This is a genomic window from Acinetobacter sp. YH12094 (assembly GCF_013419295.1).
Classification (GTDB): domain Bacteria; phylum Pseudomonadota; class Gammaproteobacteria; order Pseudomonadales; family Moraxellaceae; genus Acinetobacter; species Acinetobacter amyesii.
The window spans coordinates 1-21397 of the sequence record NZ_VPAK01000021.1 but is presented as its reverse complement, the minus strand read 5'-3'; the positions used below and the strand labels follow the sequence as shown (position 1 = coordinate 21397).

The window sequence follows — 21397 nt, the reverse complement described above, 5'->3', positions numbered from 1 at the left end:
GTATTTATGCCTTTTTAAATTTATAAACCATTAAACCATTGAAACATTTATATGAATAGAGTTTCAATGAGCAACAAGGGTATAGGTTTTATATTTTCTACATTCGGGTAAACTAACGCTAGTTTTTATTGGCCCTATTTTTGGAAGAATTAATTTGATTATTCGGCGTTATCTGGTCAAGCAAGTGGTGTCGACATCACTGGTTGTGATTGCCTTATTGACCTTGATCATGATGGGTGGTCGTTTGATCAAGTACTTTGGTGTGGCGGCGCAGGGTCGTTTAGATGCAAGTATTTTATTTAGCATCATTGGCTACCGTTTGCCTGAATTTTTAACCTTAATTCTTCCGCTCGGTTTCTTTATTGGTCTGATGTTGGTCTTTGGTCGTCTGTATGTCGATCATGAAATGGCTGTGCTCAATGGTAGCGGTGTCAGTCGTAATCAATTGTCACGTTTATTGGTGCCGATGACCGTGGTCTTTATGGCTGTTCAAGCATTTTTGATGCTGTGGGCGTCGCCTTGGGGCATCCGTCAGTTTGAAGCATTAACGACTTCGCAAGCGGTACGAACAGGCTTTGACTTGGTTCGACCGAAAGAGTTTATTTCCTCTGGGCCCTATACCATTTATGCAGGGGACTTGTCAGAAGACCGTAAAAACTTAAAAGATATTTTCTTTTATCAGCGTGCAGAAAAAGAGGGCAAGCCTGATGTCATTATTTTGGCAAAAGAAGCGACCCGCGTCGAAGTGCCCGATGACAATGCCAATGTGGTTGATTTGGTTGAAGGCCGCCGTTACGAAATCTATCCGGGGCAACCGCGTTATTCTCAAGCTGAATTCCAAAGTTATCGTTTACGTTTAGAAAATGATAAAGAAGCAAAATTTGAAAGTACCGAAGTAGAAGCTTTACCAACCTCGAAGTTATGGGATAACCGTCATGATCCTGTGGTTGCCAGTGAACTTGGTTGGCGAATCTTTGTGCCGTTCGCTATTTTGGTGGCGTTATTGCTTGCCACTGCTTTGTCTGAGGTAAGTCCTCGTCAAGGGCGTTACCTAAAACTGTTCCCAGCCTTACTTATTTTTGCCAGTTTAATCGTGGCTTTAATGGCGATCAAAACGCGGATCAGTAAAGAAGAAATGGGCATCTGGGCTTATCCACTTGTTTTGGTAATTTACGGCATTGCAGCGGCATTGTTCTCGCGTAAACAAAAATTAGCGCCCAAAATTAAGAAACAAATTCAGCGAGTGAGGTCTTAAAATGTTGGCACGTCGTATAGTTGCAAAACATGTGACCAAAACTACTGCTTTAGCCATGCTTGGTGCGACCGCGGTATTGGCTGGCTTACAAGTGCTTTTTACTTATTTAGGTGAATTGGGCTCGCTGAAAGAAGGCTATAACGCATGGAATGCTTTGCAGTATGTGTTATGGAGTTCACCGAATTATTTATATGAAATTTTGCCGATTTCAGCCTTGATTGGTGCAGTACTGGGTTTAGGGACTCTAGCTTCAAACAGTGAATTGATTGTGATGCGTTCGGTCGGCATCAGCCTATGGCGGATTGTGGGCTGGGTGATTCGTTCGGCACTCATTTTGGTGGTTTTATCCTTTGCATTAAGCGAATGGGTCATTCCCTATACCAATGAACAAGCCAAAAGCGTCAAAAGTCACCGCACTGCGGCTGAACTGGGCGAAGTCAAAGGCTATTGGTCACGTGAAGGCCAGCGCTTTATTTATATTGACTATGCTAATTCGCAAGGTCAAATTAAAGATGTTCAGGTTGTTGATTTTGATGAAAAATATCGTTTGCGAGGCACTTTGGATGCGGAGCAAGGGAATTTTGTCAAAAATGGCTCTTGGTCGCTGCAAAATTCAACCCAAGTCGATCTCTTAGCGACGGGTGATGCCGTGGCGAAGCAAAATGCTGAACAGCCGCTTTCATTGGCCTTGCAACCCAAATATGTGCATATGGTTACCATTGATCCTGAAGACCTATCACCGAGTCAATTGGTGAGCTTTATGAGCTATATGCATGAATATAGCCAAGTCCCGAAGACTTACCAATTGGCGTTTTGGCAAAAGTTTGGTTCACCCTTTACTTTAATTGCCTTGGTGGTGATCGCGTGTTCTTTTATTTTTGGACCTTTACGTCAACAGTCGATGGGTTTCCGCTTGGTGATTGCCTTATTTGCTGGACTGGGCTTTTACTACTTACAAGATTTCTTAGGTTATGCAAGTTTGGTGTACGCACCATCGCCTGCATGGTTCGTCTTTATACCAATTATTTTGATGTTTGTAGCGGGTGGCTATCTGCTGCACCGCGCACGTTAAGTGCATGCAAGATTGAGTAAAACAATGTTGATGACCTAGATAAACCATGGTTGTCACATAGAGTCTTCACCGAAAATTCGGTAAGATAGTATGATTAATTTATAAACGAAAGAGTGTTCATTATGACGGATGCAACTGCTGGCAAAATCCCACACGTATTGGTAATTATGGATGGTGTGGGTCATCGCGAAGCGGTCGAGGACAATGCCTTTTTAGCAGCAAAACGACCTAACTTGACTGCAATGCAGGAAAAGCATCCGCATGGATTGATTTCAGGCTCTGGCGAAGACGTTGGTTTACCTGATGGACAAATGGGTAACTCTGAAGTGGGCCACATGAACCTTGGTGCAGGACGTGTGCTGTATCAAGACTTTACTCGTATTACCAAAGATATTCGTACCGGTGCATTCTTTGAACATGATGTTTTAGTTGATGCGGTTGAAAAAGCCAAAGCTGCCAATGGTGCAGTGCACATCATGGGCTTATTGTCTGAAGGTGGCGTGCATTCACATGAAGATCACATTGTGGCGATGGCTGAATTGGCATTAAAACGCGGTGCAAAAGTTTATCTTCATGCATTCCTTGATGGTCGTGATACACCGCCAAAAAGTGCACAACCTTCGCTTGAAAAATTAGATGCACTGTTTGCTCAGTATCCGGGTCAAGGTCGTATTGCCACCATGATTGGTCGCTACTTTGCAATGGATCGTGACAACCGTTGGGATCGTGTTGAGCAAGCCTATCGTCTTTTAACTGAAGGTGAAGCAGTGCGTACAGCAGCGACTGCTGTTGAAGGTCTAGAGCAGGCTTATGCTGCTGAAGAATCAGATGAATTTGTGAAAGCGACGCGTATTGGTGATTTAGCACCGATCCAAGATGGTGATAGCGTTGTCTTCATGAACTTCCGTGCTGACCGTGCGCGTGAAATTACCAAAGCTTTTGTGGAAAAAGATTTTGCAGGTTTTGAACGTAAAGTGGTTCCCGCTTTATCAAAATTTGTCATGTTGACACGTTACCAAGCAACAATTGATGCACCTGTGGCTTATATGCCAGAAGCGTTGCATAACTCGATTGGTGAATACCTGTCTAATTTGGGTAAAACACAACTGCGTATTGCTGAAACTGAAAAATATGCACACGTGACCTTCTTCTTCAGTGGTGGTCGTGAAGATGAATATCCGGGTGAAAAACGTATTTTAATTCCATCACCAAACGTTGCGACTTATGACTTAAAACCAGAAATGAGTGCTTATGAAGTCACTGATGAGTTGGTTGCCGCAATTAACTCAGGTGAGTACGACTTACTCGTGGTGAACTATGCCAATGGTGATATGGTTGGTCATACTGGTGTGTTTGATGCAGCAGTCAAAGCAGTTGAGGCCGTAGACACGTGCTTAGGTCGTGTATATGAAGCTGTGATGGCAAATAAAGGTCACATGTTAGTGACCGCCGATCATGGTAACGTAGAGCAAATGCAAGATTACCAAAGTGGTCAGGTGCATACTCAACATACCACTGAACTTGTGCCGTTTATCTATGTTGGCCCGACCAATGCAACAATTGCAGAAGGTGGTGTTTTGGCTGACGTAGCACCGACACTTTTAACGCTTATGCACATTCCTGTACCAACAGAAATGCAAGGTCGTAACTTGATTACTCTTGAAGCTTAAAATGTAAGGAAGCATGAATGACTAAAGCACACTGGACGTCAGTTGTAAGCCTTACAGCCTTGCTGCTGTGTTCTAGTCATTCGACATGGGGAGCCGATAAAGCAAAGTCGGCTTTCGATGAGTTTGATGGCAGCTATGAACAAAGTTATGCCGAAGTACCTGTCGAATCGATCCAACAATTTGTTCAAATCTATGGCATTGTCAAAGAAAATTATGTAGTTGAAAAAAATGACGATGCATTATTCCAACAAGCCATCAAAGGCATGGTCAGTGGTTTAGACCGTTATTCACGATATCTTTCACCTGAAGACTATAAGCAGCTTTTGCAATACACCGAAGGGGATATTGCGAGTGTCGATTTCAATTTGCGCTTTGATGTAGGTTTACAGCAATGGGTCATCACCAATTTAAAGCCTGATGCCGATTCAGCGAAGCTAGGTCTGAAAAATGGCGCAGCGGTGTTTAAAATTGATGATCAAGAACTCAAAAAACTCAATCAAGATCAAGTGCGACACCTGCTTACCGGCAGTATCGGCTCGACGCTGAATCTACAGTTGATAACTGCAAGTCAACCGATCAATTTGGTCAGAAACACTAAAGTTGAAACAGATATAGAATCTAAATTATTAAATAATCAGGTTTTAGTTTTACACGTTAAAGTTTTTCAACAAGATACAGCCAATGAAATAAAGCGTTTGATTGAAAGTCATGGTTCGCGTGTCAAAGCGGTATTGTTTGATTTAAGAAATAACCCTGGGGGGTTACTGTCCGCAGCAGTAGAGTCTGCCGATTTATTTTTGAATCAGGGCATTATTGTGTCGACTCGAAGTCGATCTGAGGGTGACCAACAGTTTCAGGCTTTACCGAGTTTTGAATTTCAAAATATGAAAGTTGGTATTTTAATCAACAATCGTTCTGCTTCTGCCGCAGAGGTCTTTACCGCAGCATTAAAAGAGCATAAACGTGCATGGGTAGCGGGTGAGAAAAGTTATGGTAAAGGTGTGGTTCAAAAACTATTTCCATTGAGTAATGGTGCGGCTTTACAAATGACTGTGTCGCAATATCTGACACCGAATGGCAAAATGATTGAAGGAATTGGAGTGCAGCCAGACTATAACTATCCGCTGCAACATGATGCACGTGAAGATCACTATGTCGATCATGTTGCAGAGTTATTGCTGAATCAAAAATAAACAGCAATACGCTGGAAAACTTTTACTCTTCGTCTTCGGTATCTAAACCGAATTTTTTCAAACGATAGCGCAATGAACGGAATGACATGCCTAATTTTTTTGCGGCAAGGGTTCGGTTCCAGTGGGTGATGTTCAACGCATTCATGAGCACTTCTTTTTCGATATTTTCTAAAAAGAGCTCTAAGCCTTCTTCAGGTAGTTTGCGAGGGACCACACTCTGTTCGTTGCTGTTTGCACCTAGCTGAGCGGATTCATTCGTTGTTGGAGCGGAATTGAACTGAGCACTTGGTTGTCTTAATGGCGCACTTTGCAGATGTTGAAGATCAATCTGATCATCATCGCAGAGGGTCATGGCACGTTCGATAATATTGCGGAGTTCACGGACATTACCCGGATAATATTGGTTGAGTAGGAAGTTTTTCGCTCGTTCAGTCAGAGGCTTAGTGGCAATTTCCCATTCATGGCTAATTTTTTGAATAAAATGTTGAGCCAATAAGAGGATATCGTCGCCACGTTCACGTAAGGCAGGCAACACTAAATCCATCACATGGATGCGGAAGAATAAATCTTGGCGGAAGCGACCTTGTTGGACGAGTGCTTCTAAGTCCTGATGGCTGGCGCTGATCACACGGAAATCAACGTCAATTTCACAGTCTGAACCTACAGGACGAATACGTTTTTCCTGTACTGCGCGTAGCAATTTAACTTGCATGGCTAAAGGTAGTTCGGCAATTTCATCCAGAAATAAGCTACCGCCATGTGCAGATTGAATCAGACCTTGTTTGTCTTGGGTGGCACCACTAAAGCTGCCTTTTTTATGGCCAAAAAGTTCACTTTCCATTAACTCTGTGGGAATTGCCCCACAGTTAATAGCAATAAAGGGCCCTTCATTACGGTTGCTTAAACGGTGAACCAGATTGGCTACGACCTCTTTACCCGTACCAGATTCACCCGTAATAAAAACAGGTGCTTGTGAACGTGCAATTTTCTTTAGAGTTCGACGCAATTGCTGGATTGGAAGCGATTCACCAATTAACATTTTATGCTCTAAAGCATCTTGCGAAGTAATGTCTTCAGCCAATGGCTTATTCAGGGCTTTTTGTAGCAGTTGTTCAAGATGTTTGGGATTGATCGGTTTGCTGACAAAATCGAATGCTCCCGCCTTTAATGCGGCAATGGCAATGTCCATGTTGCCATAGGCAGTAAGCACAGCAACGGGCAGGGCAGGACAGTGTTCATTCATCCAATCTAAGAGCTGTAGACCATTACCATCGGGTAAGTTGAGATCGGTTAGGCAGGCATCGTAGCTATAGGTAGACAAGGCTTTTTTAGCTTCGTCGAGGCGATGTGCAACATGCGTTTTAACCCCCATCCTTGATAAAGACATCTGCATCAGCATACATAAGTCTTCTTCGTCATCAACTAACAATACCAGTGGTTGTGAATCCACAGTTTTCCCCTAAAAACAATTAAATAACAGCTTGTAAGCACTCAATCCTAAAGCAAGCTCCCTGTTTTTTTTCTACATAGGAAAGCTGTGCTTGATTCGCTTCACAGAAGCTATGAGCAAGATATAATCCTAAACCAGTTCCAGTAATTTCGGTACTAAAAAATGGTTGAAATAACTGTGCGCGGTTTTGTAAAGCAACCCCATGACCGAAATCTCGGACATCGATCTGGACTTTTTTCTGATCCGTACGCGCCACCACTTCGATATACGACATGTCCGGATTGTTATGGCGAATCGCATTACGAATCAGGTTGATTAAAATTTGTCTAAACTGTGCCTCATCAAAATCGATCAAGGTTTTGGCCTGTACATTGAGCCGAATGTTCTGTTGAATGTCTGCCAGATCTTCGTGCAGGAACAGCGGTAAAAATTGTTCTAAATTCAGACGAGTAGGGTGGGTTTCTTTATTACGCACCATATTTAGGGTGTCTTGAATAATTCGGTCAATCCGCACCGCTTGACGTGAAATCATATGATTCAACATGTGCTGTTGTTCGGTATCACTTTGCGGATATAAATCATTGGCATGCACAATTGCGGCTAAAGGATTGCGAATTTCATGTGCAATACTGGCGGAGAGTTGCCCTAAAGCGGCTAATTTTAGTTGTTGCACTTGCTGATTGAGTTTTTGTGCATCTTGTAAAATCAGCAAGGTCAGCATTTGATGCGGCACAACGAGTTTTTGTACGAGTACCTGAATGTGGTATTGGCTTTGTTGGGATTCAAATTGGAATTTTTCACCGCTTTTTAAATCTTCAAATTTGAGTAATTCAAATAAATCGGGCTGCGTGGTATACAGTGGATATTGATCATGATGATAAAAATTTGGCATGCCGAGTAAATGGCAAGCAGCAGGATTACTCAGCACCACATGACAGTTTTCATCCAACACCAAATAGCCCGTATCAATCTGCTCCAAGATATAGCGGTTAATGTTTTGTAGTCGATGTAGCTCTAAGGATTGCGAAAAATTCAGATTTTCTAGTAACTGGAAACGTTTCACGGCAATTTGCGCACTGCCATACACCACACAAAATAAAAAAGCCAAAATCGCACTGTTGGTTAAATTTTTGAGTGAGGTAAATTCAAGAATTGAACCTAAAAACAGTTGATACACCACGCAAATCACAGCGATGAGGGTGATGGCCAAAGCTTTTTGGGCATCTAATAACAGGGATGCTGCAAAAATCGTAATCACAAACAGCAAACTCAAATGTAAATTGGGTCCATCGATGGCTAAGGTCAGTAAGCTCAGCGAAATCACATCTACGATGAATAACAGCAGTAGCTGGTTTGGAATACGGACTTTGAAGCGTCCAAGTGACATGAATTGAATGCTGGTAAACAGCAAATAAATCGTCAATACATATAGGTATAAACGTGGGTATTCATAATCTGAAGTGAATTGAGTGTAGGTCAGTAAAAAGACCAGTAACAGACAGGCACTGATGATAAAGCGATAAGCACTGTACCAAAGACCCAAATGATACTGGTTCAATTCACTATGAATTGAACGCTGTGTCATAAGTAACAGGATGTACGTTGTGTTAAGGTTTGATTAACCCGTAGCGAATCGCCAAGTGAGTTAGTTTGACATCACTATCAATATTCAGTTTTTCAAAAATGCGGTAACGGTAGGTATTCACTGTTTTAACACTAACGAATAATTTATCGGAAATTTCTTGTGCACTAATACAATTGACCACCATCATGGCAACTTGCATTTCACGCTCAGACAGGGCGTCAAAAGGCGATTGTTGTGTATCAGACAAATATGAGCTGGCCAGTTGTTCTGCAATGTCTGCACTGAAATATTTGCCGCCTTGCATCACTTTATTAATCGCACGGACCATTTCAGTAACTGGTGCACCTTTGGTGATATAGCCTTTGGCACCTGCTTTTAACAATAAAGACGGATAGGGTTCTTCAGCAAGTCCACTGACTGCGAGGACTTTTGTATCTGGCGCTGTTTGAAGTAGGCGACGTGTAGTTTCTACACCCCCGATACCTGGCATATTGACATCTAATAAAACAACATTTGGATGGTGTTGGCGAACAAGTGTAATCGCATCTTCACCCGATTCGGCTTGTCCAATGACTTGGACATCTGCATGGTCTTCGAGCATACGGCAAATACCAGTACGGACTAATTCATGGTCATCTACCACCAAAACTGTGATCACCTACACTCTCCCTCAAATCAAAATCTGTTTTTTTTGTTACATAAAGCAAAATAAGCTTGCAATGAAACGACAAAATTAGCAATCCTATTCTTATATGAAATGAAAAACTTCATACACAATGTGTGAGCAAAAAATGTTCGTAGTTGTGACCAATGTACGGCATATTGCTGGTCTTGCGCAAATGTTTAGTATCCTGAGTTGAGTGAGCAATGGTGAAAAAATTAAATAAATCCTTCATGCACGTTTTGGGCATGTCAATTTTATTCAGTATGAGCAGTTTCAGTTCTGCTGAAATTGTGATGAATAGTGCTGCAAATCAGCAGTCAAATATTAGCTGGTCATCTGAAGATGCAAACCAGTTACTCAACGGTGACGTGTCTTATAGCGCTGAAGAACCATCTCCTCAAGGGTCAACGAAAGTGACTACTTCTGTACGTAGTACAGGCGGTGTGGTACAGACAGCACCATCGAAAACGGTCCGTATTATTGATACCAATCAATACGCAGGACAGCCCTCTGTAAATGCGCGTGCAGCACTGGTTATGGATGGTCAAACTGGTGAAGTGCTATATAGCAAAAATAGCAATACCGCTTTACCGATTGCATCAATTACCAAACTCATGACAGCAGTAGTGATTTCAGATGCCCGATTAAACATGTCTGAAAAGATTACCTTACAACAGTCTGATTTCTCATGTTCAGGCTGTAAAAGCTCAAGTTCAACGCTGCGTGCTGGCGACAGTATGAACCGCGCAGAAGCTTTGCTATTTGCTTTGATGAAATCTGAAAACCCAGCGGCTTCGGCATTAGCACGTACTTATCCAGGTGGTCGTTCTGCATTTATTTCAGCGATGAATGCGAAAGCACGCTCATTAGGGATGAACTCGACTCATTATATGGAATCGACTGGCTTGCACCCAGGCAATGTCGCTTCGGCACGTGACTTGGGGATTTTGGTGAATACCGCTTCGCAGTATGGTTTGATTCGTCAATTTTCAACCACACCAAGTTATGACTTTAATTTGGGCTACCGCGTGTTGAAATCAAACAATACTAATGCTTTAGTGCGTAATGGTGGTTGGAATATTAATATTTCAAAAACAGGATTTATTAATGAAGCAGGGCGCTGTGTTGTGATGCATACCACACTGAATAACCGTCCAGCGGTGGTGGTGTTATTGGGTGCGGATTCTTCAGTGGCACGAACCAATGATGCGACTCGTTTAATGAACTGGGCGAGCCAGTTACCAAAACGTATTTAACAAGATTTCAGATTTTTCATTCTTTCAGTATTTAGATTTACTCAACGTTTAAATGCTGAAGTGAATGCAAGATATAAAAAAAGCCCTGCAAGAGCAGGGCTTTTTTTTATTCAGTCAGCATATAAATTACATATTTGACAGAATTGAATCACGAACTTGATCCATAGTTGCATCAATCGACAACATTACGGCATCTTGGCATTGCTTGATGGCAGTGTCAGGATCTTTTAAACCGTTACCTGTTACAGTACATACGATCACAGAACCTTCAGCAATTTTACCTGCTTTGATGTCACGAATCGCGCCACCGATAGACGCTGCAGAAGCAGGTTCTACGAATACACCTTCGTACATAGATAGTAGACGCTGTGCTTCTAAGATTTCAGCATCTTGCAGTTCGTCAAACCAACCTTCTGAGTCGCGGACTACGGCTTTAGCATGGTTCCAGCTTTGTGGATTACCAATACGGATCGCAGTTGCTACAGTTTCAGGGTTTTCTACAGGTGCACCGCGTAGGAATGGTGCCGCGCCAGCAGCTTGGTAACCCACCATTGTTGGTAGACCCGCAGGTTTTGGACCTGTGAATTGATCAGTTTCAGGATCATAAACTACTTGTACAAATTCTTCTTTAGGCTGATTCGCCACAGCTTCGGTATAACCCATCCAATGTGCTGTGATGTTACCCGCATTACCTACAGGTAGGCAGTGGTAGTCTGGTGCACGACCTAACTCATCCACGATTTCGTAAGCAATGGTTTTTTGACCTTGCAGACGGTATGGGTTGATTGAGTTTACAATCGTAACTGGTGCTTGATCCGCAACTTCTTTTACAAGACGCATACCGTCATCGAAGTTACCGTGGATTTGCATCGTTACCGCGCCATACATCATCGCTTGTGCCATTTTACCCATGGCAATTTTGCCTTCTGGGATTAACACGAATGCTTTAATACCCGCACGTGCAGCATACGCCGCTGCGGCAGCAGATGTATTACCTGTAGAGGCACAAATAATCGCTTTTGAGCCTGCTTCCACTGCTTTTGTTACGGCCATGGTCATACCACGGTCTTTAAATGAACCAGTCGGGTTTAAGCCCTCGTACTTCACATAAATTTCAACATTTTTGCCAATAATGCGTGGAATGTTCTCAAGCTTAATCAGTGGCGTATTACCTTCGCCCAAAGAAATTGCGCGAGTAGTTGCAGATACGGGTAAACGGTCGCGATAGCGGTCAACTAAACCAGTATAACGATTGGCATTAGACATGATGATGTTCCAATTGTGTGTAGAGCTTGGCGAGAGGAACTGAAATATTCCCCTCGACCCGATTAATTATCAAGCGATTCTAAACGAATTCGTACAATTTCGCCATGAATGACAGGCAATGCTTGAATTTGTTGAAGGGCTTCATCCATTTTAGATTCTTTGACTGGATCAGTCAGAATCACGATAGGAATAAGGTCTTTTAAGCGCGGCTGTTGCATGATCGCATCGATGCTGATTCCTGCACGGCTTAAAATCGTAGTGACATCAGCAAGAACGCCAGTTTGATCTTCGGCATTAATACGGATGTAGTATCCTGTGGTCATTTCTTCACGTAGAAGAATTGGTAAATCGGTCAGTGCTTCAAAAGCAAGCTGTGGAATTGTACCTGCGCCATCTTCGGTATATGAGATGTCACGGACAATATCGACAACGTCAGCAACCACCGCTGATGCTGTCGGGCCTGCACCTGCGCCTGCGCCATAGTAAAGCGTTGGACCAACAGCATTGGCTTGAACCAATACAGCATTTTTAACGCCATTTACATTGGCAATCAGTTGGTCTTCAGGGATCAGCGTTGGATGAACACGAAGCTCAATACCCGTTGCAGCACGACTTGCAATACCTAAATGTTTAATACGGAAACCAAGGTCTTCTGCATATTTGACATCTTGCGCAGTGACTTTGCTGATGCCTTCAGTGAAGACTTTGTTAAACTGGAGTGGGATACCAAAAGCAATAGAAGCCAGCAATGTTAACTTGTGCGCTGCATCGATTCCTTCGACGTCGAAAGTTGGATCTGCTTCGGCATAACCGAGTTCTTGCGCTTCTTTGAGAACGTCTGCAAAGGCACGACCTTTTTCACGCATTTCAGTCAGGATAAAGTTACCTGTACCGTTAATAATACCTGCAAGCCAGTCAATTTTATTGGCTGCCAAACCTTCACGGAGGACTTTAATAATTGGGATACCGCCTGCGACAGCTGCTTCATAAGCAATCTGAACGTGATGATCATCGGCCAATTTAAATAATTCATTGCCGTGTTCAGCTAATAAAGCTTTGTTGGCTGTAACCACTTGTTTGCCATGAACGATTGCTTCACGAATTACTTCATACGCAGGGTGAATGCCGCCCATAACTTCAACCACAACGTCTACATCGGGTTGACGGACGATATCTAATAAATCAGCACTTTGCTTCACTGAAGCAGGTAGTTCTAAATCAGGACGAGGGCGACGCGTACCCACATGGGTAATTTCAATTTCACGACCGGTGCGACGTTTAATCTCAGCAGCATTTTCTTTTAGTAGTTTAAGGGCACCACCACCCACAGTACCAAGACCGAGGATTGCCAGACGAACTGGTTTCACGTCACACTCCATTTATTTCATCATTGCTTTAAGTGAGTTTAGATCATAGCTAAAAAAACGTTCGGACTCTAGGGTAGAAATCACTTTATTCCCACCCATAAAAAACATTCATTTAGCCTATAAAAATTAGTTATTTAAGCGCACTTTCAAGTTCGGAAGCCGACATGTACGCACCGATGTGTTTACCTTCTGCGTTATAGATCGCTGGCGTACCATTCACACCAATATTTAGACCCATTTCATACATGCTGCGCACTGGGTTTTTACATGATGCAGGCTCGATTTGCTCACCGGCAATAGCTTTATCAAATGCGGCACGACGGTCTTTGCTACACCAGATATTTTCCATCATTGGCATGTGTTGTTCACCACGTGGCCAAGCGATGTAACGGACTTCAATGCCACGGGCATTAATATCATCCATTTGTTCATGTAATTTATGGCAATAAGGACAGCTGACATCGGTAAACACATAAACTACGTGTTTGGTTTTACCTTTGGCTTTATAAATCAGTAGGTCTTCAGTTTTTAATTGATCAAATAATTTTTTGTTGGCCTCTGCTTGTAGTGTATCGCCTACATTAAAGAGTTGTTTTTCACCTAAACGAACCACGTCGCCTTGGAAAATGTATTTACCATCAGCTGTAGCATAGACCGCAGGCATGCCTTCAAAGCTTACCCAAAACAAATTAGGAACTTCAGTCGCTTTCACCCCAGTGACTTTGGCATTGATATTGGCTTTTTGCAGATTGGATTGCAAAGTATCAATTAAACGCTGCTGAGCATTACGTTCAGATAAATTCGAAGCTTCACCAGTTGCAGGCGTACTTGCCGTTAATGTCGCATCTTTCTTTTCGTCATTATTTGAATTAGAACAAGCCACTAACGCCATACTGGCAACAAGTGTCGATGCGAGAAAAATTTTTGAACGGGTAAATAACATAAACAACCCTTTTCTTTTAGCTTTATCAAACAGGTGAGTAAGCATAGCAAAAAATATCGGCCACGATAGAACTTCTTGGTCTGATATTTCCTGCCGTTAAGCTCTCGGATGATAGTCTGCATGTAATTTTTGCATACGAATCTGCGCGACATGGGTATAAATTTGCGTGGTAGACAAGTCACTGTGGCCGAGCAGCATCTGCACTACACGTAAGTCGGCACCGTGGTTGAGCAAATGCGTGGCAAAGGCGTGGCGTAAGGTATGTGGTGATAATTCGGCTTGAATGCCTGCAATGAGCGCATAGCGTTTAATCGCGTACCAAAAGTTTTGGCGACTCATCATTCCACCGAGTTGAGTGAGAAATAAAGCATCGGTTGCGCTTTTGTATAAGACGGGGCGCGCTTCGGCTAAATATTTCTCGATCCATTCCACCGCCATTTGACCTAAAGGAACTAAGCGTTCTTTATTGCCTTTACCGGTAATTCGTAAATAGCCTTGTTTAAGATTGATCAGTTCTAATCTTAAATTTAATAACTCAGAGACACGTAAACCACAGGCATACAGCACTTCGAGCATGGCACGATCACGTAGACCCAATGCGGTGCTGAGGTCTGGGGCATTAATCAGGGCTTCAACATCTGCTTCAGATAAATCCTTTGGTAGGGCACGACCCAATTTGGGTGTTTTATGGATTGCAACAGGATTGTCACTGCGTATTTTTTGTTCACGCAAGAACTTGAAAAATGAACGCAGTGCAGAAAGTGAGCGGGCGATCGAGCGTGGGCTTTTTCCTTGTTTAGTCAGGCTGAGCAAGACATCTGAAATGTCGTCACTACTCCAATCTGTCATGATATGCGTATGACACTCACTGCATTGAATTAAATCAGATAAATATGCATTTCGAGTGTGTGGACTGACGGTTTGAGCAATTAAATCATCACGATATCCGTGTAAAAAACTGAGTGATTCTGGAATTTGGACTGGGGTTGGAATACGTGGTTTTTTATTTAACATGTGCCGCTCATTTTCGAAATTAAACCAAGAAATCACAATGGTTTAATGCAATGTAATTTAAAAAAATAGTCGTGTCGATGCTAGATTGTTAAATGAGAATTGAAATCGAATCCGATTTGTTAATTATTCTCATTTGTTTGTATAATATTCAAAATTTTTTAGGGTTAGTTGCGTGCGATTATCTGATTTGAAAGTGAAACAAAGCGCAGTCATTCATAAGGTACATCGTAACCAGAATGGCAACAATGCTCCGGCTGATTTAGTCGCTAGCCGTTTAGAGACTTTGGGTTTTGTTCCCGGAACAAAAGTACAGGTGATTACCAAAGGTATTTTTGGTGGTGACCCGATTTTAATTCAAGTTGGGTTTACTCGTTTCGCACTGCGAAAAATAGAAGCTGAAAAAGTGGAAATAGCAATGGAAGGTGCATCAGCATGAGTGATGCGTTACGTATTGCCCTCGTTGGTAATCCAAACTGTGGTAAAACTTCATTATTCAATCATTTAACGGGTACACGTCAGAAAGTTGCGAACTATGCTGGGGTAACGGTTGAGCGCAAGGTTGGTCAATTTACGTTGCCATCGGGTAAATCTGTTCGAGTTTTGGATTTGCCGGGGACGTATAGCTTAGAAGCGACGAGTCCTGATGAAGCGATTACGCGTGATGTCGTGCAAGGTAAAATTGCAGAAGAAGGGCATCAAGATGTCTTTTTATGTGTAGTTGATGCGACAAACTTAAAATTGCACCTCGGTTTGGTCATGGAAATGATCGATTTGGGTCGTCCAATTTTACTTGTCCTCAATATGATGGATGAAGCACGCCGTCGTGGCATGCAAATCAATACCCAAAAGCTGTCTCAGCGTTTGGGCGTTCCTGTTGTAGAAACCGTTGCTGTACGTAATGCGGGTATTGAAAACTTAATGGGTGCTTTGGATGCTGAAGGTTTCAGAAAACCAGATGCGTCATTAAGTGATACCAATCTTTCTGGAACTAACCACGAAAAAATTGAACAAATTTTAAAAGACGTGGTGATGTTTGTTGATCATGAAGATAAACGCTCAGACTTCCTTGATAAAATTTTTCTACATCCAGTCTTTGGTTTAATTACCTTAGCGGTGATGATGTTTATTATCTTCCAAGCGGTGTTTGCATGGGCTGCGCCGTTTATGGACGGTATTGAAACCTTCTTCGGTTGGTTCGGTGAATTGGTTGGTGAACACATTTCACATCCACTACTGAACAGCTTGGTGGTTGATGGGATCATTGCGGGTGCAGGTGGTGTGGTGGTGTTCTTGCCGCAGATTTTAATTTTATTCTTCTTTATTTTGGTTTTAGAGGAATCAGGTTATTTACCACGTGCAGCATTCTTGCTAGATAAGCTGATGTTTAAAGCCGGACTGAGTGGTCGTGCTTTTATTCCTTTGCTGTCGAGCTTTGCCTGTGCTGTACCGGGCATCATGGCAACTCGGAGTATTCAAGACCCCCGAGATCGTCTGGTAACGATTTTAGTTGCGCCATTGATGACCTGTTCGGCACGTTTACCGGTTTATGCCTTGCTGATCTCAGCATTTATTCCACAGCAAATGGTCTGGGGCGTCTTTAACTTACAAGGCTTGGTGCTATTTGCATTATATGCAGCAGGGATTGTGAGTGCCTTAATTGTGGCAACAGTGCTGAAATTCTTCCAAAAAGATAAATCACAGCATGCCTTATTGATGGAACTTCCAAGCTACCGTTTCCCAGATATTAAGAGTGTTTGGATTGGTTTACTGGACCGTGCCAAGATTTTCTTGAAACGTGTCGGTGGCATCATTTTCGCTTTATCGATTTTGTTATGGTTCTTGTGTACCTTCCCGCAACCGCCAGAAGGCGCAACCTTGCCGGATATTGATTATTCATTGGCAGGTATGCTTGGGCATGTATTACAACCGATTTTTGCACCATTAGGGTTTAACTGGCAGATCTGTATTGCCTTAATTCCAGCGATGGCGGCACGTGAAGTCGTTGTGGCGGCATTGGGTACGGTGTATGCCTTGTCTGCAACAGATGAAGATGCCATGTCTCAAGGTCTGGCAAATTTAATTAGTAGCGATGGGTCATTGGGTTGGTCATTGGCAACCGGTCTATCATTATTGGTATGGTTTATTTATGCGCCACATTGCTTGGCGACACTGGCGACAGTTAAACGTGAAACTGGCTCCTTGAAAACGGTGAGTTTCATGACTATCTATTTATTTGGTTTGGCTTATCTAATGGCATTCATCACGTATCAAATTGCAACACGCTATTTTGGATCGTGAATTGTGAATGGCAAAAGCTGAACAAAGGAGAGAGACATGCTTGAATCAATAATTATTGCGGTATTGGTGATTTGGAGTGCTGTCGTGGTGTTTAAGAAGGTATTTCCAAAAACATCGAACTCAGTCTTCACAACTTTTTCTGAGCACTGTGCAAACCGTGGTTGGAACAGTTTAGCCAAATGGTTAAAGCCCAAAATGGCCGCAGGCTGTGCAGGCGGTTGTGGATGTTCAGCTTCGGATAATCCATCTGCAAAAAAAGCTGAAGTACAAGCGGTGAAATGGAAATAAGCTCACCGTCAATTGCTTGAAGAAACCGCCCAAGATGGGCGGTTTTTTTACGAGCGGACACAAAAAAACTGCGAGAAAGTGAAAACATAAAAAGCATTCAAAACAGCAAAGTGCTAACATTTTGTCAGATTTAAAAACCGACCAAAAAATGGGGCGAAAATGTTAATACAGCGTGGTGGATTGAAGGTTGTTGCCGGATTAGGGATTTCTGGTGTTTCCGCAGTGAATTTCTTACATAGCCATGGCTACCGCGTTGCAGTCACCGATTCACGAGCAGTCCCACCGGGTCATGATCAAATTCCAAGTGATGTACAAACTAGTTTCGGTCAGTTGGATCAAGATTTATTACTCCAAGCAGAAGAAATTATTATCAGCCCGGGGCTAGATCCAAAATTACCGCAAATTCAGGCGGCCATTGCAGCCAACATTCCTGTGGTTTCAGAAATTCAAATTTTACGTCGTGCGACAGATAAGCCAATTGTCGCGATTACAGGTTCGAATGCGAAAAGTACCGTAACGACTTTATTTGGTCTTATGGCAGCAGATGCAGGCAAAAAAGTGGCAGTGGGTGGAAACTTGGGCCGTCCAGCTTTGGATCTCACCAAAGATGATCCTGAGCTTTATGTTTTAGAGCTTTCAAGTTTTCAATTAGAAACCACGTCGAACTTGGCAGCAGAAGTGGCTGTTGTGTTGAACATGAGTGAAGACCATTTGGACCGTCATGGCGATATGATGGGCTATCACACTGCGAAGCATCGTATTTTCCAAGCGGTGAAAAAAGTGGTGTATAACCGTGATGACTCATTAACACGTCCATTGGTTCCAGATGCTACTCCAATGCAAAGCTTTGGCTTAAATGCACCAGATATGAATCAGTTCGGTATTTTACGCGATACTGATGGCACAATTTGGTTGGCACGTGGTCGTGAGCGTTTACTGAAAAGTGCAGACATGTATATTCAAGGCACTCATAATGTGGCAAATGCCTTGGCATGTTTGGCTTTGGGTGAAGCGATTGGTTTACCACTCGAAGGCATGTTGGAAACTTTGAAAACCTTTAAAGGCTTAGAGCACCGTTGTGAATTTGTCAAAGAAGTGCATGGTGTTCGTTATTATAATGACTCTAAAGGCACCAATATTGGTGCGACTTTAGCTGCAATTGATGGTCTTGGTGCTGCGATTGAAGCCAAAGGCGGTAAAGTGGCGATTATTTTAGGTGGTCAAGGCAAAGGGCAGGACTTTACTGCGCTGCGTGATTCACTTTCAAAATATGCCAAAGTTGCGGTATTGATTGGTGAAGATCGTCCAATTATTGAAAAAGCGATTGAAGGGACAACCACGCTGATTCATGCTGAAAGTTTGAAACAAGCGGTTGAGCTGTGCCAACAAAATGCGGTAGCCAATGATGTGGTGTTATTGTCTCCAGCGTGCGCAAGTTTTGATATGTTTAAAGGTTACAGTGAGCGTGGACACCAATTTGTTGATTGTGTGAATGCACTCGTTTAAAAGAACGATAAGGAAAGTTGTATGGCTGGGTTAGCTCAGACGACCATAAATAGAATAAATGAAGTTGTAGAGCGTTGGATTCCTCGGTTACCTGCCGAGGTCAACGTGCGCAATGTTTTAATGTTCTGTGTTTTGGCATTGTTGTGTATTGGGTCGATCATGGTGGCATCTGCTTCGATGCCTTATGCAGAGCGCATGCATGAAAATGCCTTCCATTACATTTCACGACACGGGATTTCGATTGCCGCTGCCGCCATGGCTGCGTATATCGCCTATAAAGTGCCGTTAAATGTGTGGTTTAACAACACCTTCTTTTTATGGATTGTGACCATTGTCCTGTTAGCTGCCGTTTTGGCGGTAGGTACTGAAGTCAATGGTTCTAAGCGTTGGATTCGGATCGCAGGTTTTACCTTACAGGCTTCGGAAGTCGCCAAAGTCATGATGGCGATATTTACCGCAGACTATGTGGTACGGCGTGCCGAAGAAGTCCGCAATAACATCAAGGGCTTGGTACGTTTGGCAGTGATTATGGCTGCAACTGTCGGTTTGGTCATGGCTGAGCCCGATTTAGGGGCGACGGTGGTGATTGCCTTAACCATGCTAGGGGTATTCTTCCTCGCAGGAGCACCGTTGATTCAGTTCGCAATTGCCTTTGGTGCGATCATCATGGCCTTTGTGTTCTTGATTTTATTTGAACCTTATCGTTTAGAACGTTTGATGTCCTTCTCAAATCCATGGAATGATCCATTAGGCGCAGGCTACCAGTTGTCGAATGCATTAATGGCTTTTGGTCGCGGTGAATGGTTTGGTGTCGGCTTGGGTCATAGTATTCAAAAAATGTCGTATTTACCTGAGGCTCATACTGACTTCATGTTGGCGGTTTTGGGCGAAGAATTTGGCTTCTTTGGGATTTTGACCGTATTGACGCTGTCATTTGTGATGTTGATCTGCTGTATTCGCATTGGTCATCGTGCTTTACGTCATCAATACTTACGTGCAGGCTACTTGGCTTATGGCATTAGTATTATCTTCTTGCTGCAAATTTTGGTGAATGCCGGCATGAACATGGGCATGCTTCCTACCAAGGGTTTGACCTTACCGTTTATTAGTTATGGAGGGTCTTCTCTGATTATCTGTGCGGTTATGGTGAGTCTGATCTTAAAGATCGATGCGACGACCAAAGAAGTGAACCCAAGTAAAGAAGAATCAAGCTTCTAAATTCGTATCTCGTTGCGGATCGGGAGATGCATGGTGCAGTACACTCGCCGGCATCTCCGTTCCACAATGGAGACATTTGACCAAGCTCGCCTTGGCTTTAGATAGTGGAATCAATGGAATAAAAAATAAAGAAAAATAATTACGTTGCTGTTTCAACTCATACTGAGTTCTGCTGCGGCAGACAGGGCAAGTAAATTGGCTCTTTTCAATGACTTTGGTTTTCGGACCAACTCCAAAAATAAAAAACATTAGGCTCTCCAATGGTCAATTGATCACTTTATTAAAGCATAATTCAATTGAATATCGAGTGATTGGCTCAGATAGGGATGTGGGTTTATTGATAGATTTGAGGCAATGCTGTGCCATGGGGAATTTGTTGAATATCCCACTGCGCAATCGCCTGTTGTAGCATAATGCGCGGCGTGTCTAAGTCGACTGGCGGTTGATGTAGGGCCTGCAATGCTTGTTGCAATAAAGGTGCTGCTTGGTTTAAATCAAGAGCTTGAGCCATATTCTGTTTTGACAGTTTTTGTCCCTGATTATTCATTGCCAATGGCAAGTGCATGTATTCAAGGCGTGGATAACCCAAAACCTGTCCGAGCCAAATTTGACGTTCGGTATTGTCCAAAAGATCAGCTCCACGTACGACATGGGTCATCCCTTGTAGGTAGTCATCCACCACGACAGCAAGTTGATAATTGATAATGCCATCACGGCGTTTTAAGACGAAGTCGCCCAAATCTTGTTGCAGATTGGAGCAATGCGTCCCTTGTAAGCGGTCGGTAAAACAAATGTTCTGTGCATCGACTTTGATTCGAATGGCCTGATCCTGAAGGGGAAGGCCAAGATTACGACATGTGCCTTGATAGATATGATTTGAACCAAGCATTTTTCGGGTGCATTGACAGGCATAGATCAAGTCTTGGGAATACAAATGTGCAATGACTTGCTCATAGATTTCGAGGCGGTCTTTTTGGAAAATGATCTCGGTATCTGGTTCGAATTGAAATGCATCAATACAACGTAAGATGTGTTCTTCGCTGCCGGGAAATATACGTGGAATGTCGGTATCTTCGATACGAACCACCCATTGCCCCTGATGGGCACGGGCATCGCAGTAGCTTGCGACTGCTGTAATTAAAGAGCCAAAATGCAAAGGGCCGGTTGGCGATGGCGCAAACCGGCCCACGTAATGCTCTGCAGCTTTCCCTCCCTTATCTAAAGGCATAGGTATCTACACATTTTTTATAAATTGAATGCGATCTGAGCAATCGCATTCAGCTCATCAGACGAATACTCTGACAACAACTGAAGAGTGTTCAATAGTATTGAAAGCCCTGCCAGTATGGCAG

At 43.0% G+C, this 21397-nt stretch carries 19 protein-coding genes; 10 read left to right on the top strand and 9 right to left on the bottom strand.

Features of this window, described 5'->3' with window-relative positions:
• Positions 1 to 154: 154 nt before the first annotated feature.
• The 4 genes from lptF (at position 155) to FTU34_RS13600 (ending at position 5190) form a co-directional block, all read left to right on the top strand.
• Complete coding sequence (gene lptF, locus FTU34_RS13615; RefSeq protein WP_180004700.1) at positions 155 to 1255, top strand: LPS export ABC transporter permease LptF; 1101 nt, start codon at positions 155 to 157, stop codon at positions 1253 to 1255.
• Position 1256: 1 nt separating this feature from the next.
• Positions 1257 to 2327, top strand: coding sequence for an LPS export ABC transporter permease LptG (gene lptG / locus FTU34_RS13610; RefSeq protein WP_180035950.1), 1071 nt, complete (start codon positions 1257 to 1259; stop codon positions 2325 to 2327).
• 122 nt (positions 2328 to 2449) lie between these two features.
• Positions 2450 to 3997 (top strand): 2,3-bisphosphoglycerate-independent phosphoglycerate mutase, encoded by a 1548-nt coding sequence (gene gpmI, locus FTU34_RS13605; protein ID WP_078192590.1) that lies wholly within the window; start codon positions 2450 to 2452, stop codon positions 3995 to 3997.
• 17 nt (positions 3998 to 4014) lie between these two features.
• Positions 4015 to 5190, top strand: coding sequence for a S41 family peptidase (locus FTU34_RS13600; protein WP_180035951.1), 1176 nt, complete (start codon positions 4015 to 4017; stop codon positions 5188 to 5190).
• Positions 5191 to 5212: 22 nt separating this feature from the next.
• On the opposite strand, the gene FTU34_RS13595 is transcribed toward FTU34_RS13600, so the two are convergent.
• From FTU34_RS13595 to FTU34_RS13585, 3 genes are read right to left on the bottom strand one after another with little or no spacing between them, the layout of a single operon-like run.
• Positions 5213 to 6640, bottom strand: coding sequence for a sigma-54 dependent transcriptional regulator (locus FTU34_RS13595; RefSeq protein WP_180008063.1), 1428 nt, complete (start codon positions 6638 to 6640; stop codon positions 5213 to 5215).
• 19 nt (positions 6641 to 6659) lie between these two features.
• Positions 6660 to 8225, bottom strand: a complete 1566-nt coding sequence (locus FTU34_RS13590; RefSeq protein ID WP_180035952.1) for a PAS domain-containing sensor histidine kinase — start codon at positions 8223 to 8225, stop codon at positions 6660 to 6662.
• Between the two features lie 22 nt (positions 8226 to 8247).
• Positions 8248 to 8883, bottom strand: a complete 636-nt coding sequence (locus FTU34_RS13585; RefSeq protein WP_078189449.1) for a response regulator — start codon at positions 8881 to 8883, stop codon at positions 8248 to 8250.
• A gap of 212 nt (positions 8884 to 9095) precedes the next feature.
• On the opposite strand from FTU34_RS13585, the gene FTU34_RS13580 reads away from it, so the two are divergent.
• Positions 9096 to 10145 carry a serine hydrolase gene (locus tag FTU34_RS13580; RefSeq protein WP_180004717.1) on the top strand — a complete coding sequence of 350 codons (1050 nt, stop codon included), beginning with the start codon at positions 9096 to 9098 and terminating at the stop codon, positions 10143 to 10145.
• A gap of 126 nt (positions 10146 to 10271) precedes the next feature.
• Here FTU34_RS13580 and thrC read toward each other — a convergent pair whose 3' ends face one another.
• The 4 genes from thrC to xerD all read right to left on the bottom strand — a co-directional run bounded on the left by thrC (position 10272) and on the right by xerD (position 14735).
• Positions 10272 to 11411, bottom strand: a complete 1140-nt coding sequence (gene thrC, locus FTU34_RS13575; RefSeq protein ID WP_078189447.1) for a threonine synthase — start codon at positions 11409 to 11411, stop codon at positions 10272 to 10274.
• Between the two features lie 62 nt (positions 11412 to 11473).
• The gene (locus tag FTU34_RS13570; RefSeq protein ID WP_180035953.1) at positions 11474 to 12778 is read right to left on the bottom strand and encodes a homoserine dehydrogenase; all 1305 of its coding nucleotides are present in this window, start codon (positions 12776 to 12778) and stop codon (positions 11474 to 11476) included.
• Positions 12779 to 12908: 130 nt separating this feature from the next.
• Positions 12909 to 13721 (bottom strand): DsbC family protein, encoded by an 813-nt coding sequence (locus FTU34_RS13565; RefSeq protein ID WP_180008060.1) that lies wholly within the window; start codon positions 13719 to 13721, stop codon positions 12909 to 12911.
• A 96-nt stretch (positions 13722 to 13817) separates the two neighbouring features.
• Positions 13818 to 14735: a site-specific tyrosine recombinase XerD gene (gene xerD, locus FTU34_RS13560; protein WP_180035954.1), complete on the bottom strand. Its 918-nt coding sequence runs from the start codon at positions 14733 to 14735 to the stop codon at positions 13818 to 13820.
• Positions 14736 to 14907: 172 nt separating this feature from the next.
• Between xerD and FTU34_RS13555 the strand changes: the two genes are divergently transcribed.
• From FTU34_RS13555 to ftsW, 5 genes are all read left to right on the top strand, one after another.
• A complete protein-coding gene (locus FTU34_RS13555; protein ID WP_111884859.1) occupies positions 14908 to 15171 on the top strand; it encodes a FeoA family protein in 264 nt (87 codons plus the stop codon).
• On the top strand, positions 15168 to 17033 hold the full coding sequence (gene feoB / locus FTU34_RS13550; RefSeq protein ID WP_078192582.1) for a ferrous iron transport protein B: 1866 nt from the start codon (positions 15168 to 15170) through the stop codon (positions 17031 to 17033). The genes FTU34_RS13555 and feoB overlap by 4 nt, the downstream gene beginning before the upstream one ends.
• Positions 17034 to 17069: 36 nt before the next feature.
• The gene (locus tag FTU34_RS13545) at positions 17070 to 17321 is read left to right on the top strand and encodes a DUF6587 family protein (RefSeq protein ID WP_180035955.1); all 252 of its coding nucleotides are present in this window, start codon (positions 17070 to 17072) and stop codon (positions 17319 to 17321) included.
• A gap of 159 nt (positions 17322 to 17480) precedes the next feature.
• On the top strand, positions 17481 to 18827 hold the full coding sequence (gene murD / locus FTU34_RS13540) for a UDP-N-acetylmuramoyl-L-alanine--D-glutamate ligase (protein WP_180035956.1): 1347 nt from the start codon (positions 17481 to 17483) through the stop codon (positions 18825 to 18827).
• A 21-nt stretch (positions 18828 to 18848) separates the two neighbouring features.
• Entirely contained in the window at positions 18849 to 20045 is a 1197-nt protein-coding gene (gene ftsW, locus FTU34_RS13535; protein ID WP_180035957.1) for a putative lipid II flippase FtsW, read from the top strand.
• On the opposite strand, the gene FTU34_RS13530 is transcribed toward ftsW, so the two are convergent.
• Together FTU34_RS13530 and gluQRS are read right to left on the bottom strand one after the other, a co-directional pair.
• The gene (locus FTU34_RS13530; RefSeq protein ID WP_078189439.1) at positions 20034 to 20294 is read right to left on the bottom strand and encodes a zinc-ribbon domain-containing protein; all 261 of its coding nucleotides are present in this window, start codon (positions 20292 to 20294) and stop codon (positions 20034 to 20036) included. The two genes, ftsW and FTU34_RS13530, sit on opposite strands and share 12 nt — an antisense overlap.
• A gap of 85 nt (positions 20295 to 20379) precedes the next feature.
• On the bottom strand, positions 20380 to 21273 hold the full coding sequence (gene gluQRS / locus FTU34_RS13525; RefSeq protein ID WP_180035958.1) for a tRNA glutamyl-Q(34) synthetase GluQRS: 894 nt from the start codon (positions 21271 to 21273) through the stop codon (positions 20380 to 20382).
• Positions 21274 to 21397: the final 124 nt, after the last annotated feature.

Bases quoted from the DNA above. Each gene is read 5' to 3' on its own strand.
- lptG (WP_180035950.1), top strand. From the start codon at position 1,257: ATGTTGGCACGTCGTATAGTTGCAAAACATGTGACCAAAACTACTGCT.
- gpmI (WP_078192590.1), top strand. From the start codon at position 2,450: ATGACGGATGCAACTGCTGGCAAAATCCCACACGTATTGGTAATTATG.
- FTU34_RS13600 (WP_180035951.1), top strand. From the start codon at position 4,015: ATGACTAAAGCACACTGGACGTCAGTTGTAAGCCTTACAGCCTTGCTG.
- FTU34_RS13590 (WP_180035952.1), bottom strand. From the start codon at position 8,225: ATGACACAGCGTTCAATTCATAGTGAATTGAACCAGTATCATTTGGGT.
- thrC (WP_078189447.1), bottom strand. From the start codon at position 11,411: ATGTCTAATGCCAATCGTTATACTGGTTTAGTTGACCGCTATCGCGAC.
- FTU34_RS13565 (WP_180008060.1), bottom strand. From the start codon at position 13,721: ATGTTATTTACCCGTTCAAAAATTTTTCTCGCATCGACACTTGTTGCC.
- xerD (WP_180035954.1), bottom strand. From the start codon at position 14,735: ATGTTAAATAAAAAACCACGTATTCCAACCCCAGTCCAAATTCCAGAA.
- feoB (WP_078192582.1), top strand. From the start codon at position 15,168: ATGAGTGATGCGTTACGTATTGCCCTCGTTGGTAATCCAAACTGTGGT.
- FTU34_RS13545 (WP_180035955.1), top strand. From the start codon at position 17,070: ATGCTTGAATCAATAATTATTGCGGTATTGGTGATTTGGAGTGCTGTC.
- murD (WP_180035956.1), top strand. From the start codon at position 17,481: ATGTTAATACAGCGTGGTGGATTGAAGGTTGTTGCCGGATTAGGGATT.
- ftsW (WP_180035957.1), top strand. From the start codon at position 18,849: ATGGCTGGGTTAGCTCAGACGACCATAAATAGAATAAATGAAGTTGTA.
- FTU34_RS13530 (WP_078189439.1), bottom strand. From the start codon at position 20,294: ATGTTTTTTATTTTTGGAGTTGGTCCGAAAACCAAAGTCATTGAAAAG.
- gluQRS (WP_180035958.1), bottom strand. From the start codon at position 21,273: ATGCCTTTAGATAAGGGAGGGAAAGCTGCAGAGCATTACGTGGGCCGG.